The organism is Cyanobacteriota bacterium (assembly GCA_025054735.1).
Lineage (GTDB): Bacteria > Cyanobacteriota > Cyanobacteriia > SKYG9 > SKYG9 > SKYG9.
Genome location: JANWZG010000033.1, coordinates 1 through 15,212 on the forward strand (window position 1 = coordinate 1; position 15,212 = coordinate 15,212).

General features: G+C 48.8%; 19 protein-coding genes. 8 read left to right on the forward strand and 11 right to left on the reverse strand.

Annotated elements, in window-relative coordinates; translation table 11 throughout:
* Nucleotides 1-164, forward strand: a 164-nt coding sequence (locus NZ772_02970) for a peptide deformylase (protein ID MCS6812521.1), incomplete at its 5' end; no start/stop codon positions are given.
* 9 nt (nt 165-173) lie between these two features.
* A complete protein-coding gene (locus NZ772_02975) occupies nt 174-704 on the forward strand; it encodes a pentapeptide repeat-containing protein (GenBank protein ID MCS6812522.1) in 531 nt (176 codons plus the stop codon).
* A gap of 25 nt (nt 705-729) precedes the next feature.
* On the opposite strand, the gene NZ772_02980 is transcribed toward NZ772_02975, so the two are convergent.
* From NZ772_02980 to minD, 7 genes are all read right to left on the reverse strand, one after another.
* Nucleotides 730-1,260, reverse strand: coding sequence for a late competence development ComFB family protein (locus NZ772_02980; protein ID MCS6812523.1), 531 nt, complete (start codon nt 1,258-1,260; stop codon nt 730-732).
* 197 nt (nt 1,261-1,457) lie between these two features.
* Nucleotides 1,458-2,306 carry a M23 family metallopeptidase gene (locus NZ772_02985; protein MCS6812524.1) on the reverse strand — a complete coding sequence of 283 codons (849 nt, stop codon included), beginning with the start codon at nt 2,304-2,306 and terminating at the stop codon, nt 1,458-1,460.
* A 198-nt stretch (nt 2,307-2,504) separates the two neighbouring features.
* Nucleotides 2,505-3,716 carry a M20 family metallopeptidase gene (locus NZ772_02990; protein ID MCS6812525.1) on the reverse strand — a complete coding sequence of 404 codons (1,212 nt, stop codon included), beginning with the start codon at nt 3,714-3,716 and terminating at the stop codon, nt 2,505-2,507.
* A 298-nt stretch (nt 3,717-4,014) separates the two neighbouring features.
* Nucleotides 4,015-4,197 carry a DUF4278 domain-containing protein gene (locus NZ772_02995; protein MCS6812526.1) on the reverse strand — a complete coding sequence of 61 codons (183 nt, stop codon included), beginning with the start codon at nt 4,195-4,197 and terminating at the stop codon, nt 4,015-4,017.
* A 471-nt stretch (nt 4,198-4,668) separates the two neighbouring features.
* Nucleotides 4,669-5,529: an SWIM zinc finger family protein gene (locus NZ772_03000; protein ID MCS6812527.1), complete on the reverse strand. Its 861-nt coding sequence runs from the start codon at nt 5,527-5,529 to the stop codon at nt 4,669-4,671.
* Between the two features lie 169 nt (nt 5,530-5,698).
* On the reverse strand, nt 5,699-6,127 hold the full coding sequence (gene minE, locus NZ772_03005) for a cell division topological specificity factor MinE (protein ID MCS6812528.1): 429 nt from the start codon (nt 6,125-6,127) through the stop codon (nt 5,699-5,701).
* Nucleotides 6,128-6,257: 130 nt separating this feature from the next.
* Complete coding sequence (minD, locus tag NZ772_03010) at nt 6,258-7,064, reverse strand: septum site-determining protein MinD (GenBank protein MCS6812529.1); 807 nt, start codon at nt 7,062-7,064, stop codon at nt 6,258-6,260.
* 106 nt (nt 7,065-7,170) lie between these two features.
* On the opposite strand from minD, the gene gloB reads away from it, so the two are divergent.
* Together gloB and NZ772_03020 are read left to right on the forward strand one after the other, a co-directional pair.
* Entirely contained in the window at nt 7,171-7,944 is a 774-nt protein-coding gene (gene gloB, locus NZ772_03015; protein MCS6812530.1) for a hydroxyacylglutathione hydrolase, read from the forward strand.
* A gap of 54 nt (nt 7,945-7,998) precedes the next feature.
* A complete protein-coding gene (locus NZ772_03020; GenBank protein MCS6812531.1) occupies nt 7,999-8,145 on the forward strand; it encodes a Uma2 family endonuclease in 147 nt (48 codons plus the stop codon).
* A 24-nt stretch (nt 8,146-8,169) separates the two neighbouring features.
* On the opposite strand, the gene NZ772_03025 is transcribed toward NZ772_03020, so the two are convergent.
* Genes NZ772_03025 through NZ772_03040 form a run of 4 tightly spaced genes read right to left on the reverse strand, consistent with a single transcriptional unit; the run spans nt 8,170 to nt 11,085 of the window.
* Nucleotides 8,170-8,745, reverse strand: coding sequence for an aspartyl/asparaginyl beta-hydroxylase domain-containing protein (locus NZ772_03025; protein MCS6812532.1), 576 nt, complete (start codon nt 8,743-8,745; stop codon nt 8,170-8,172).
* 42 nt (nt 8,746-8,787) lie between these two features.
* On the reverse strand, nt 8,788-9,612 hold the full coding sequence (locus NZ772_03030) for a creatininase family protein (protein MCS6812533.1): 825 nt from the start codon (nt 9,610-9,612) through the stop codon (nt 8,788-8,790).
* Between the two features lie 46 nt (nt 9,613-9,658).
* Nucleotides 9,659-10,462 carry a PD-(D/E)XK nuclease family protein gene (locus tag NZ772_03035; GenBank protein ID MCS6812534.1) on the reverse strand — a complete coding sequence of 268 codons (804 nt, stop codon included), beginning with the start codon at nt 10,460-10,462 and terminating at the stop codon, nt 9,659-9,661.
* 38 nt (nt 10,463-10,500) lie between these two features.
* Nucleotides 10,501-11,085 carry a PAP/fibrillin family protein gene (locus NZ772_03040; GenBank protein MCS6812535.1) on the reverse strand — a complete coding sequence of 195 codons (585 nt, stop codon included), beginning with the start codon at nt 11,083-11,085 and terminating at the stop codon, nt 10,501-10,503.
* A 155-nt stretch (nt 11,086-11,240) separates the two neighbouring features.
* Here NZ772_03040 and NZ772_03045 point away from each other — a divergent pair, with 155 nt between their 5' ends.
* From NZ772_03045 to NZ772_03060, 4 genes are all read left to right on the forward strand, one after another.
* Nucleotides 11,241-11,477 (forward strand): DUF3134 domain-containing protein, encoded by a 237-nt coding sequence (locus NZ772_03045; GenBank protein ID MCS6812536.1) that lies wholly within the window; start codon nt 11,241-11,243, stop codon nt 11,475-11,477.
* Nucleotides 11,478-11,698: 221 nt separating this feature from the next.
* On the forward strand, nt 11,699-12,796 hold the full coding sequence (gene mraY, locus NZ772_03050; protein MCS6812537.1) for a phospho-N-acetylmuramoyl-pentapeptide-transferase: 1,098 nt from the start codon (nt 11,699-11,701) through the stop codon (nt 12,794-12,796).
* Between the two features lie 281 nt (nt 12,797-13,077).
* The gene (locus tag NZ772_03055; GenBank protein ID MCS6812538.1) at nt 13,078-14,505 is read left to right on the forward strand and encodes a cation:proton antiporter; all 1,428 of its coding nucleotides are present in this window, start codon (nt 13,078-13,080) and stop codon (nt 14,503-14,505) included.
* Between the two features lie 17 nt (nt 14,506-14,522).
* Nucleotides 14,523-15,137, forward strand: a complete 615-nt coding sequence (locus NZ772_03060) for an aminodeoxychorismate/anthranilate synthase component II (protein MCS6812539.1) — start codon at nt 14,523-14,525, stop codon at nt 15,135-15,137.
* Nucleotides 15,138-15,212: the final 75 nt, after the last annotated feature.

Here is a 15,212-nt window from a genome sequence, read left to right on the forward strand (position 1 = left end):
ATCCTCAACGTCAAGTTTTTACTGATTTCATTGCTCGGATCGTGCAGCATGAGTGTGATCATTTGCAGGGGCGAGTGTTTTTGGATCGAGTTGAAAGCCATCGTGACCTGATTACAGAGTCAGCTTATCAACAGCTCATTCAAGCTGCTGCCCCAGCAACTTAAGGAGGCCAAATGATGGGATTGGGTATAGTATCAATCGCAAAGCTGGTCACAAAACTGCTCAGCCTTTTGCTCATTCTAGCGTTAGCTTGGGTTTGGGTTCTCTTAGCCGCAACTCCCGCCCTAGCAGCAGATACCGTAAATTACAACCATGCTGATTTAGAACACCAAAATCTGGCGAATGCTGACCTTGCTGGCAAGACCTTTGTTTCTGCATCCATGCGAGGGGTTGACCTGCATGGTGCAATTTTAACCAATGCTATTTTCACCAAGGCAGTGCTCTTGGATGCCAATTTGTCAGGAGCAGACCTGTCAGGGGCACTGATGGATCGTGTATTCCTTGTGGGTGCTGATCTCACCAATGCCATTTTGCAAGAGGCAAATTTTGCCCGCACTAGCTTTCAAGATGTCACGATTACGGGGGCTGATTTTACTGATGCGATCATCGATCGCTATGAAGTAAACCGCCTGTGTCAGCGAGCCGAGGGCATCAATCCGGTTACTGGTATTGCAACTCGCGACAGCTTGGGCTGCCCTTCATAGAAGCGCAGATGACCGCCACTTGCCCCTACTGCTCGTATTTGGAAGCATGGGCCTGGAGCAAACTGCTGACTTGATTCAAAATTTCGTCGCCTACTTTGCCCAACACTTGACGTTCTGGGAAAAATTCAGGACGATCTAAGCTGCGAGCAATCGCTTCGTTAACTTGCTGGGCAATGATGCCGCTCATTTCCTCTTGGGCGTGCTTCCGTTGATAAGCTGCTCCTTCTTCTGTAGTAGCGTAGAGGGGTGGCAAGCGGTTAAGGGCATAGGCTGCAATATCACCCAGGTCTAATGTGCAATTGCTAGTAGCCTCAATTTCAGCAACACGGGCAATGGCTTCTGTCAGCACCAACTCTTCCATTACGTTAATGAATTGCTTACGGGGTACTGCAACTACATCACCAGTCAGCAATGACCCCATCAGCCGATCAAGAGCCATATACTCCTCAATAGACAGCTCTGAGGCAGTATCGCAAATACGACCGACTTCTGCCTCCATCGCAGGGGTCAAATATCCATCTTTAAGAGCCTGTTCAACAATTTTTTCGATACTCATCATATTCCCTCTGTATTTGCTGGCACTATCTTGCATGATCTTTTGCTAGAGATGTCGTGCTCATGCCTAGAACTCTACTTATCTTTATACTTCCCATATCTTCCGGCTGCTTATATAAACTAAGACCTCCTTGCACAGAGATTCCCTAACCTATGTTCAGAGTTTTACATCTATAAACATTCCCCAAACCCGTAGTGTCACTCAAACCCACGATCGCGCCATGGGGCTGGGTCTATGCTAACCCCGTTGACATACAATCCCCAGTGCAAGTGAGGCCCTGTCACAGCACCTGTTGACCCGATCGTGCCAATGACCTGTCCAGGTTGCACAAAGTCTCCTTCCTTAACCCGAATGCTATTCAAGTGTAAGAAAATACTAGTTACACCCTGGCCATGATCTACACCAACAGTGTTACCGTGGACTTCAAATCCCTGAGACTCATAGCCAACTAACGCCACCCGTCCAGCAGCGGGAGACACAACTGGCGAACCAGCACCTGCTCCATAGTCTACGCCTCGGTGGTAATAGTCATGAGCAAACACGCCATTATAGTAACGACGAATGCCATAGCCAGCCGTAATTGGGCCACTGCTAGGGCGTAACAGTTTGCCATTCCAGAATTTGTCTGGGGTCACAAGTTGCTTGAATATAGCTACGCGATCGAACTCATAATCAGTCCCCAAGTCACTCTTGCCAGGAGGCAACCAGATATGCTGCACAGGGAACGATCGTGCCTTTAGTTGCAGCGCAATGTTGCGAGTGTCTATGCCATCAGTAACGACCAGTCGCAAAACTCGTGGTTTATCTAGAGGGCTAGAAGGAACAAGGGCGCGAAACCGATTGCCGCCGATGGGGAAGGTAGGATAGGTCGTTTGGTCGATCGTTACGGTTGGTGTTACCGTAGGCGTGTGAGCTGGCTGTAGAATCACCGAGATTGTATCTCCTAAGCGAGGAGCAAGTGGTGTAATTGTAAATTGCAACCCTTGGGCAGGACGACTTAGTACTATAGCGACCACTGTTGCTAGCAGTACTGCTATCCAAGTCATCTTAGGCCAAGTCAGCTTTGGTTTGCGCCAGAACCGTGCGATCGCATCATGCAGTGTCAAGGAGATCATATCGATAAGGAGATCGTATCGAGCTTGTGAGCTTATGTAGCCTTGTCAACAGTTCAATCTGCTGAGTAACAGAGAATTCATTTATTCTCCTACTTCTGCCCCATTTGGTACAGTCAGGGCAAAACGTTTCTACACTAAAAATTTTTCTGCACAGCGCACAAAGATTTCAACACCCATCCCCAGGGCAGTTTCATCAAAGTCAAATCGAGGATGATGGTGAGGGTAGGCTAGATTTTTGTTGGGGTTGGCAGAACCTAGAAAGAAATAGCAACCTGGCACTTCTTGAAGGAAGAAGGACATGTCTTCACCGCCCATGGTTTGACATTCAGGCACAATGCCCGCAGGAGTCTCAACAACCGTTTCTGCTACTGATCGCACCAACGCTGCCATCCCTGCATCGTTAATCACGGGTGGATATAGCCCCCAATAGTCCAAGTGGTAGGTTGCACCATGGCTATCACAAATGCCCCGAATCACTTGCTCAATCCGCTGGTGGAAAAATCCCTGCAACGCTGGGTTGAAATAGCGAACTGTCCCTCGCATGAAGGCACTGTCAGCAATCACATTCTCAGCAGTGCCAGCATGTAACTCTCCCACGGTCACTACGGCTGCATCAATTGGGTCAACATTACGAGCTACAATCGTCTGTAAAGCATTGACAATCTGGGCTGCAACCACAATGGAATCTACTGTCTGGTGGGGCATGGCTCCGTGCCCTCCTTTGCCTTGAATAGTACACCGAAACAGTTCTACGGCTGCCATCAGTGCCCCTGCTCGAACGCCCACTGTGCCCAACGGTAAAACATTCCATAGATGCAAGCCAATAATGGCATCCACGTCTGGGTTTCGTAACACCCCAGCCTCAATCATGGGCTTAGCACCTCCAGGTCCTTCTTCAGCAGGTTGAAAGATGATCTTGACCGTGCCTCGAAAATCTTGCCGATGGCGCGCTAGGTAGTAGGCAGTTCCGAGGGCGATCGCGACATGCCCGTCATGTCCACAAGCGTGCATTTTGCCCTCATGTTGTGACCGATAGGGCACTTCATTTTCTTCATGAATGGGCAGTGCATCCATATCTGCTCGAATTGCCAATACCTTGCCGGGCTGTGTGCCAGCGATCGTTGCTACAATGCCAGTCTGGGCAATCCCCGCCTTGTAATCAAGACCCCAAGCCTCTAGCTGTCGAGTGATATACTCAGCCGTCATCTGCTCCCGAAACCCTAGCTCTGGAAACTGATGTAAGTGTCTGCGCCAAGTCACTAACTGAGGTTGCAAGGCACGAATTTCCAGCCGGATATGGGCTAGATCAGACATGATTGAGCTAGGCAATGTTGATAGCATGGAAACTCCAAATCAGTTAGTAAATGCAGATAAGTAACTATTCACAGGCTTGGTCATAGCTTTAGTATATCTATCCAAGGAAGGCCACTGATTGTTGGGCACCCAGCCAAGTTTGGGTCAGCTCCATCTAGTGAAGCGGGACTTCTATGATCGGCTGCCATTGTAGGCTGCATGGGAGACGCAGCACCACATGCGGGTGTAGATGTCAAACAGGTATAGATGCCAAAAAAGAGGGAGACTAGCTATCCCCCTCTTACGGCAGTTATTTGGTTAAACCCATAACAACCACTCAAACAACTTAGCCATTGAAGTGAATACCACGATAGGTCAGCTCGTGGGTTTGCTCCTGAACAGGAGACTTCTTAACATTACGAAACGTGACAGCATGACCACGATACTTACCAGTCAATGCAGCACCGCTCATTTCTACGGAAGCTGACTCGTTGCAGTCATAGTTCAGGCCACGATAGGTGAGTTTCATAGTAGTAGCTCCTTGATTGAGAGTAAAGACTGTTAAGAGCAGAGACAGGGCTAACGGCTAACCCATTAGCGACAAGCATTAGCGATAGAAAAGTTAGAAATGATTTCGTAAGACAATCATTTTTCATTTCTGTATTCAGTTTTACAGTTTTTCAGGAAAAAGTCAAACCCCTAGAATTGATTTTTATGAAAAGTTCAGGATTCCGTCGCTATTTGTTGGCGAAATCCTTGTCAAAAGGGGATTTTAGGCTATAAACACTCTGTCGAGCACTTTATTTGTTGTCAAGCTTTCTTGATATTAAGCACAATTATGGGTTCTGGTCAGTGGCAGACGTTGAACTCTCTTGCTTTATCGTCATTCCAGATTAGACAGAGACATTCGTAGCCCCTCTCCTTCGCTTTGGAAGAGCAATTGGCGTGAGGGCAACTGTTTCAACCTAAATTGAAACAACTATAGTTTCTAGAGTTCAGGCTACGGATTTTTTTCTGTGTTGGACATGGCTAGCTGAACCGCACGCTGACTAGCTTCTTGATAAATTGCTGTCAACTTTGTCATAGCTGAGGTAACTGCAACTTTGGTTTGGGTTGTTGCTCCAGTGACCTCTGGTTTTAGTGGAATAGGGCCTAGCACATCTAGCACAGTCTCTGAGGTAGGAGGTGGAGTAATAACCACGAGGGATGGCTCTAGTTGCTGGTCATAGTTCCAAAATGTTACTGGATCAACCACCAGTCCCAACCCTGAGGAGGATGGTTCCTGAATATGTCCTTCGGAGACGACATCATCAGCTTCTTGGGTTTTGACTTGTTCACCACGAATTTGGCGCAGGGCAGCAATAATCTGGTCTCGGCTGCGTCCTCGTAATTGAAACAGTACAAAGGGATCTGCTCCAAACCGATCGCCTAGCAGATAATAGACCGCGCCAATATGCTTGCAGGGATTTGCTTTATCTGGACAGCTACATCGGCTATGGATGTCTGATCGAGTCAGAGGAAATAGGCTCAGCCCGTTAGCAGTGAATACTTCCTCAATCTCACGGGGCATCTCGCCTGCTAACAACTTTGCGGCAAACACTGCCCGTCCTGCCATAGCTTCTATGACGTTTTGCCACTCGTCATCACTAAACGACTGCAACGATATTGAGACCGTGTAGGGTTGCGGCGCAGTTCCCTGCACCTTGGCAATAATTTTGTTGCCCTCGAAGTCCAGCTTTAAGACGTTTCCCTGCCGGGCATAGTTGTGGGCACGCGCCGATCGCAGGGTACGCCCAAAGGATGCTAGGGCATCTAGCCACCGCTCTTTCCACCATTCCTGCTCAGTTGCGTGATTAGTCATCGATCGTTGGTCATTGTGGGATGCGTGGGAGTGGAATAGGAACAGCAGGATCAGAAACTATCCCTGACGGCCTATGGTTACTAGCCAGTGAAGATTAGCTCCATACCTTCACCGCTACCCACTCTTCTCATAGGGGTGAATACCCTAGATGAACATGCTATCAGGCATTTTACTGTTGATTACTGTTGGGTGCTGGTTCATTTGACATTGGCTCGCTAGGTACTGGTTCACTAGATGCTGGTTCATCACTAGTTTCACCTGACAGTGGTGTCAAAGGAGGAAGGTTGTCAGCAGCAACGACTGGCTCAGGCTTAAGGTCTAGAGCTTTATCTATATCCTTGACACGACGAATCGGAAAATTGGCAATGAGTGCGGTTGATCGCTGCTTGCTCTCTAGGGAAAATTCCATGTTGTCGTTGTCAATTTCAACATAGCGCGAAATGATTTCTAGAATCTCGCGTTGCATTTTTTCCATCACAGCAGGTGTCAAGTCAGCCCGATCGTGGGCTAGTACAAGCCGCAGACGGCGTTTTACCTCATCTCGGCTGTTTATCTCTCCCCAGTGGGGAACCAACGACTCGATCAACCTAGCGATTATGGAAAATACATTCATTGGACATAGGTTAAGTAGAAAAGTTGAGCCTCGATGGGCTTAAATTTGAAAACACTAGAGCAGACACTCAGTTAGCAGATTAGCTATCGACCATTGATAGCACGAGACTATAGCCTCACAAAATTTTTGCTCCCAACAGCTTTTTCAGCTTAGAAAAAATACCATCACGGTTAGCTGTCAAGTCTAAAAATTCCACTCGTTCCCCTTCTAACCGCCGCACAATATTGCTAAAGGCTAGCCCTGCTAAAGATGGATGTTCTGCCAACACTAAAGGCTCTCCCCGGTTGGTAGACACAATCACCTGCTCATCGTCAGGAATGATGCCAATTAAGGGAATGGCTAGAATTTCTTGGACATCTTCAACAGACATCATGTCGTTTGCCTTTACCATTGCTGGACGCAAACGATTCACAATTAGGTGTACCCGACGAATACCATTGGCCTCTAGCAAGCCCACTACACGATCGGCATCGCGCACGGCTGAAATTTCTGGTGTGGTCACCACAAGAGCCTCCTGAGCAGCGGCGATCGCATTCTGGAATCCCATTTCAATTCCGGCTGGGCTGTCTATCAACACATAGTCAAAGGCTTGGGTCAAGGCATTGATTAGCCGCTTCATCTGGGCAGGGGTAACAGCATCCTTGGTGCGATTTTGAGCCGCTGGCAGCAACACCAAGCCATTCTGTCGCTTGTCTTTAACTAGTGCTTGCTCTAGGCGACATTGCCCTGCCAACACTTCCACCGCCGTATAGACAATGCGATTTTCTAAGCCCAGCAGCAAATCGAGATTACGCAACCCGAAATCGGCATCCACGACCACAACCCTGCGGCCCCGCTGGGCAAGCGCCATGCCTAAGTTAGCCGTGCAGGTGGTTTTTCCCACCCCTCCCTTACCAGATGTAACGACAATAACGCGACTCATGAAGCTGTGATGTTAAGAAACTGTAGTGTTACGGTCTAGACTTGACTAATAATATGTCGGACTAGAATTTTTGGCATTGCTCATCTTAGCCTTTGAACCACACCCTATGCAAATTCATCGACTCCCTGCTCTTCGTGATAACTATATTTTCCTATTACACGATCCCAAAACTGGAACAGCAACTGTGGTTGATCCGGCTGAGCCTGGGCCTGTACTCAGGTGCTTAAAGAACTTAGGCGCGAGGCTGACAGCCATTCTTAACACCCATCACCACGGTGACCATGTAGGTGCCAATTTAGATCTCTTGCAAAGCTTTCCGGAGGCTGTCGTATATGGCGGGGCTGAGGATCGGGGCAGAATTCCTCAGCAGCAGAAGTTTTTGCGGGAGGGCGATCGCATTGTGGTTGCTGATCGCACTGCTGAAGTGCTGTTTGTACCTGGGCATACCCGCGCTCATATTGCCTACTACTTTCCCCCTGTGGCTGCCGAAGCACCAGGCGATTTGTTCTGTGGTGACACATTATTTGCTGGTGGCTGTGGACGCTTGTTTGAGGGCACACCCGCTCAGATGGTGCAGTCACTGAGTAAAATTCGCGCCTTGCCAGACAACACGAGAGTTTGGTGCGCCCATGAGTACACCTTAAGAAATCTAGAATTTGCGGTTACGATCGACCCCCAAAATCCAGACCTTACCATGCGCCTGGCCACTACCCAAGCAGCCCGCCATTGCCATGAACACACAATTCCGTCCACTTTGGGCGTAGAAAAGCTTACTAATCCTTTCCTGCGCTGGGATGCACCTGTGATACAGCAGGCTATGCAGTCCTCTAACGCGGTTGAAACCTTTGCCCGCCTCCGTCGCTTGAAGGATCAGTTCTGATGGCTGACAGTACTCGTAGCAATGTCTTGGGGTGAAGCTTGAGGTAACTGCACCATGACCATGCCTGCCGTCACAACGGCGTACTGTACTCCAGACGAATATCTAGAACTAGAAGTAGATGCAGACGATCGCCACGACTATCAGGATAGAGCAATAGTGAGCATGGCCAGTAGCACGCCAAATCACAATCAAGCAGGTTGAAGAGCACTAGAGTCAACCCTATGGCTATCGCCTGAACCATTTCAGTGGATTGATGGATGCTGACCTTGTGGGTTGTGGCTCTGCTTTGGGCGGTGGAGAGTCCCGTTTTAGCAAGCCCTTGGGTGCCTTGAAATCCAGCAGCAACACCACCCGGGTACGATCGCCGTAATTCCAAGCTTCATGTTCAACGGTGTCATCAAACACAATGCACTTTCCCTCTTGCCAGGTGCGAGTTTCATTTCCCACTCGAATGCCACAATTTTCAGGCACTGTTAATCCCATGTGGCAGCGCAGCAGTCCATCATCGTAACCAGTATGGGGGGCAATATGAGTACCTGGTGTTAGAGACGAAAAGCCCGCCGTTACTAAGCCTGGAATTTTGTTGACGAGTCGGGTAGTTTCTGGACAGAGTTTGCAATTCTTGCCCAGCTTCACACCAAAGGCATAGAGACCAAAAGCATCCCAGCCTTGGCCGTACAGGTATTTTTCAGGCCAAGGAATAAAGTCTTGTTCGTGCAGTTGATTCAGTTCTTGGCGAATCAGGTGCCAGTTAGTTTCTAAATCAGCAACAAACCCAAACAATGATGGATCGTAAAACATAAAGTTACAGCTTGTCACACAAGTTATTAAATCAAGATTTCATCATAAATCCAAGGACTGTCTCCATACTTGGGGTTGACAAAAGTTATGAACATCGGCAATCACTTGACTCCAACTCTGGACTAGAGACTCTAGGATCCGATCGCCCTTCTCTGGCGTTGCCACTGTAGCGTCTCCTAGAACCCCGCTACGGCTTAGATCACGGGTCACCCATGCAAACGGCAATGCCCCCTCCATACTCAACAGGCTGTTGTTTGGTAAGCCCTGGGGATACTCGGTCACAGCCCGTTCCATATGTACTTGCTCTGGCAAGATGGCTAACATTAGGCTAGTTTCAGCATCTCCAGCATGGATCCCTAGCCGCAGCTCTTGAGGTGTCAGCAACTCAGCCGCTACATGGGGTGCCCGCCAGACGAAGTGAGGGAATACTAGTAAATCGTCATAGCGTTGGTGTAGGTCACGGGCAGCAATATCAAGAATTTGAGGTTGTCCTCCATGACCATTTACTAACACCCACTTGCGAAAGCCAGCACGGTACAGGCTCTCTCCAATTTCCATGAGAGTTGCCAGCAACGTAGTGGCTGTCAGTGTAATCGTACCGGGAAAGTGGCTATGCTCGTTAGATTTGCCATAGCAAAGGGTAGGTAAGGCATAGGCTGGAATCAGGGGATCAAGCTGTTGCAGGGCTTTGCCGACAACGGCTGTGGCGATCGCTGCATCTACGACTAGGGGCAGGTGAGGCCCATGTTGCTCGATCGCCCCCATGGGTTGCACAATCACTACGTTTGCTTTGTCAGGCATAGCTTGGATATCTGTCCAGGTCAGATAGGGAAAGAAGCGATCGGCGGGAATAAATCCATGCATCATAAATAGTCAGTCATGTGGTTGGTTATTGATCATGGGCCTGTTAGGCTCAAGCTTCCGTTGTGTTATCCTCTTGCAATACCTGAGCCAGCCAGTTTTCTGGAATCGCAGCTTGCTGACTGAGATGGCGTTGACAGCGGATCGCATAGGGACAAGAGGAACATAGCCCAAATGATTCTGGCACCTGCGGCAACTCTATTCCGTGTTGAAACTGTTGTAACCACGCTGTGAGCTGGGTCAACAGTTCAGTCAAGGTTTGTCGAGTTTGATGGTGTTGAGTAGTGCTGTAGGGAAACGTTAGGGATGTAGGCTGGGCATTTTGGGCAGATGACACGAACCAGTAGGTCATAGTAATTTGCTCAGGGGCATAGGCAGTAGTTTCGGCTAAAACATAGGGATAGAGGCGGGTTTGCCAATTGTTGGCCAGACGATCGGCCTGTTGAGGCTGTGGATAGGTTTTCCAGTCCAAGATGTATGCGTGGTGGGGCTGTAGAATCACAAGGTCATAAATCACCGTGAATACATAGTCGTACCCTGCGATCGAGGTCAGCAATGTGCGGCAATGTTCAGCATCACGAGTGCTGAGCGTAGTGGTAGGGTCATCACTGACATCCCGTATATGATGCAATACCGTGTTAATGGCAGTTTGTAACTGGGGATACTCAGTCAGTAAGGGTGCAATTGACAACCCTAATTCCTGTTGCTGCATGAGTAGGTGAAACTGATTGCCCCATGCTATTCGTGCCTGTTGATCAGGCGAGACAGGAGCTTCTAGATGCTCTAGGTAGCTGTATTGAAACTTACGCGGACAAAGGGACAATAGGTTCAGGTAGCCTTGCGATAGATAAATCATCAGCAATCATAATTGCATTGTTGCTCAGTGATAACCGGCTAAACCCTAGTCAACACGAATACACTGCCTTCATTACCACGCCCAATTCGTAGATCCCGGTCTAGGTAGGTAATATCTAGCCATCCTTGCTGGTTGCGGTTTTGAATGCGGCTATCGATCGCACGAAAGGTCTGGCCTTGTTCAATGTGCTGAATAAATGTCTGGGGAGACTGATACCCAATCAGCCGCTGTAGCCCAACAATAGCGCGATCGAACATCACTGAAACTCGTTTCTCTGATTCCACCGTAAAACCAGCGGTAACGCTGATCAGGCCCTCTAGGAATGGCAAGCCATAAACTTCGGCGATGTTATAGATGCGCTGCTGCTGGACGCGAATACATTGGTAAACCTGACCTAAGCTCACAAGCGGAAGGCGATTAATCCCTAACAGTCCTTTGCTTGTGGTGTAGCGCAGTTGCCAATCTCCATTCAACAGGTCAGCCGCTTCCGTAGGACGAGGTGTAGGGTTTCGCTCTTCTAGGCGGGCGATCGCCGCTAATACTGCCTGTTTCTCAATTTCGGTCGCAAGGATGCCACGATTTTTCCCTGCGATCGCCTCCATTAATTCTGCTTTGCCCAGCATATCTGTCTACTTCATGCAATATCCATGTCAATGGTAAACTTCTGAAGACGTTAGAATACAGAATCTGTAGAATTTCATAGCTAGGGCTAGATTGTCTTGATTATCCTAGCTTTGCAGACATGTTTTTCTTATCACGTTGAGACTTGTTAACTGCCATGTATAATCCTTCTCTAACTCAAGTACCTCGCCGTCAAGGCGCACCTATCATTCCCATCCAGCACGAGTCTTCCATTTTAAAGTGGCTAGAAAGCAGTGGCCGACTGATTTCGCGTGAACTGCAAGATGTGGACTACCTGGATAGCGAGGAAGAAATTGCGGACTTGATGTCGAGTGACGAGTCTGGCTACGAATTGGATGATGACGAAGAGGATATGCTTGATCTGGATGAGTAAGCTATAGATTTTAATGCTATAACTTGCGTCTTACCCTGATTGAGACGATAAGGCTGAGAAAGGTGTGAGCTGTAGAGCTTGACTTCAGGATTGGATGCCAAAACTGTCGGCTGGTTGTTACTGGACATCAGTTATGGCACTATTAAGCGACTGCCTCAATAGTTGCCTTGGTCTTGGTAACGTCCTGATGTAGGTGGCGTGTAGTGTGAGGAGTGAGGCTGGTGGATGCTAAGTACTTTGGATATGCTGTAAAACTGACGGGCTTGCGCTTGTTTCTGGTGCTGTGGATAGGATTAATCAGTTCTGCTATCCTCCTAGACTGGGCAGCAGGGCGGCAAAGCTATCACATGGGTTCACTGGCACTGCCGATGATTCTCTGTGCCGTTTTGTCTAGCGGTTTGGGATTTTGGGCTGTGCCCCTGCTTCGGCGATTGAAAATGGGGCAGTTCATTCGAGAAGATGGCCCTAAAGCTCATCTCAAAAAGGCTGGAACTCCAACTATGGGTGGAATTTTTGTAGTTCCTGTTGGAGTTTTAGTGGCGATCGTGGGTACCGGCTTTGCACCTACAGTAGTTGCTGCTGGGTTAATGACGCTGGCTTATGGAATGATTGGCTGGCTTGATGACTGGCAAATCTTGGTTAAGAAGAATAACAAAGGCATCTCACCCCGGATGAAGTTAGGGCTGCAAATTCTCTTTGCAGTTCTGTTTTGTTGGTGGGCATATAGCACCCAGCCTGCTGACCTGACAACCATAGCATTGCCATTTGGGCTATCTCTGCCCGTAGGTCTGTGCTTCTGGGTAGTGGCTGGGTTTGCTCTAGTTGCTGAGAGCAATGCTACCAACCTAACCGATGGGGTCGATGGCTTGGCAGCCGGGGTAGGCGCGATCGTCTTCCTAGGCCTAGGTGCTGCCATTGCCTCAGTTTCTCCTGACTTGATGGTGTTCGCTGCTTGCATGGCTGGCAGCTATTTAGGGTTCCTAGTGCACAATCACAATCCGGCACGAGTGTTTATGGGTGATACTGGCTCTCTGGCCATGGGCGGTGCCTTGGGCGCGATCGCCATTCTGACCAACAGTTTGTGGATGTTAGTCTTGGCTGGGATCATCTTTGTGGCCGAAACACTCTCCGTTGTTGCCCAGGTGTCTTACTACAAAGCTACCAAGGGGCCTGATGGCATTGGCAAGCGACTATTGCGCATGGCCCCCCTCCACCATCACTTCGAGCTATCTGGTTGGCACGAAACTAAAGTTGTTGGTGTGTTTTATCTAGTGACTGCCATGTTGACGATCGTGACGTTGCTCATCAAGCTTGCTTAGCTCGTAGCCATCTGGATAGCCCTAAAAAGTAATGATTTTCTGGGAAAGGGGTGTTGGGGACGTTCCCTTGGAAGGGGGTTAGCCCTCCTTGACCTCCACTTCAACCATTACTTCTTTATCACTACCACCATCTAAATCAGCAGTGGTGATACTATGCAACTTGTCCATAGCTAGCCATAGGAATTGTTATGGAAATTGTTCACAACAAACATTAGTAACGTCCCTAACAATTGTGTAGAGTGGTATGGACAAATTGCCCCACTATTCACCTGTATTCAGTCATGCCTGATTTTTCCTCACCCGTTTCGGTTATGTCAGCGATCGCTGCACGTTCTCTGCCGCTGTTGGCAACTGCTGCTGATATGAGCGCTAGCTCAGAGGTAGAGCCAGTTAACAAGTCAATTGTCCTTGCAGGTGTGCTACTTAGCCTTGTGGTCATTTACTTGGCTAGCAAGGTGGGCGGTGAACTTTGCACCCGGTTGAATTTGCCACCTGTTTTAGGTGAACTCCTCGGCGGAGTTGTGGTTGGCATATCAGCCCTGCATTTACTCGTGTCACCTGAAAGTGGTGCTATGGGTGCAGACTCGCTGATCATGGGCTTCTTGGAACGAACGGCTGGCTTAAGCCCTGCTGCATTACAAGCCACTTTTGAGGCCCAGAGTGAAGTAGTTTCTGTCTTGGCTGAGCTAGGAGTAATCATTCTTCTGTTTGAAATTGGTCTGGAGTCTGATCTGAAGGAACTGCTTAAAGTAGGAATCCAAGCAACCTTAGTCGCCGTGGTTGGAGTTGCTGTCCCCTTTGCATTGGGCACAACGGGGTTGATTGTGATCTTTCACTTACCGGTAATCCCTTCTGTGTTTGCAGGAGCAGCACTGACTGCAACTAGCATTGGCATCACAGCGCGAGTATTGGCAGAGATTCAACGCCTCACCTCTCCAGAGGGGCAAATCATCATTGGTGCAGCAGTAATTGATGACGTGTTAGGCATCATTGTGCTAGCAGTAGTTGCTAGCTTGGCGAAAACTGGTGAGATTGAAGTTACCAATGTACTTTATCTAATTGTTAGCGCTGGGGCCTTTTTGATTGGTTCAGTGCTGCTAGGACGCTTCCTCAGTCCATTTTTTGTCGGGCTGGTGAAGGAGTTGAAAACCAGAGGGCAGTTGCTGATCACCTCTCTAATTTTTGCCTTTGTGCTGTCTTACATCGGTGCAGTAATTCAGCTAGAAGCTATTCTGGGGGCATTTACGGCTGGGCTTGTGTTAGCAGAAACCGAGTTCCGAAAAGAGCTGGAAGAGCAGGTGCTGCCGATCGCCGATATGCTAGTACCCATCTTTTTTGTTACCGTTGGTGCTAGCACCGATGTTAGTGTGCTCAATCCATTTGTGCCTGCCAACCGTGAAGGCTTGATTACAGCTAGTTTCCTAGTTGCAGTTGCTATTATCGGTAAAGTCGTCACAGGCTTAGCTGTATTTGGAAAACCAGGGATCAATCGACTGGCGATTGGAGTCGGTATGATTCCTAGGGGTGAAGTAGGCCTAGTGTTTGTGGGGGTAGGTAGCGCCAGTGGCGTGCTGAGCAAGCCCCTAGAAGCTGCCATCATCGTCATGGTAATTTTGACCACCTTCCTAGCGCCACCCCTACTGCGGCTTGTATTTCCTGACCAACCACCAGCTACAGGTACTGAGTCTGCTAGCCTAGATAGCGCTTGAAGCTAGGAGATCGGTTGATGATTCTCGTGATTGATAACTACGACAGTTTCACCTACAACCTAGTGCAATATTTAGGCGAGCTGGGTAGAGAGTTGCCTGTAGCTGCTGAGATTCGGGTATATCGCAACGACCAAATTACCCTCGATGACATTCGTCGGCTTCAGCCTGATGGCATTGTGATTTCCCCAGGCCCAGGTACACCCGATGATGCTGGCATCTCCTTAGCCGTGGTTGAGCAGCTAGGGCCAACGATGCCTATATTAGGGGTTTGCCTAGGGCACCAGAGCATTGGGCAAGTCTTTGGTGGCACGATCGTCAGAGCAGCCGAATTGATGCATGGTAAAACGTCGTTGATCTATCACAACAGCGCGGGAATCTTTCAGGGGTTATCGTCACCGTTTACTGCTACACGCTATCACAGCTTGGTGATTGATAATACCAATCCCCCTGATGCCCTAGAAGTTACAGCCTGGTTAGACGACAATACCATTATGGGTGTGCGTCATCGTGACTATCCTCACATTCAAGGTGTCCAGTTTCACCCTGAAAGCATCTTGACAGACTGTGGTAAGCACCTACTGCGAAATTTCTTGATCTCCTTGCCCCCTAAACCAGCTAGACTAGCGGTTTGACAGCCTGTAGCTGTGTAAGTGCAACTGTTGGGAGTGAAGGGAAGATGATGAAACGTCGATATTTACTGCAATATG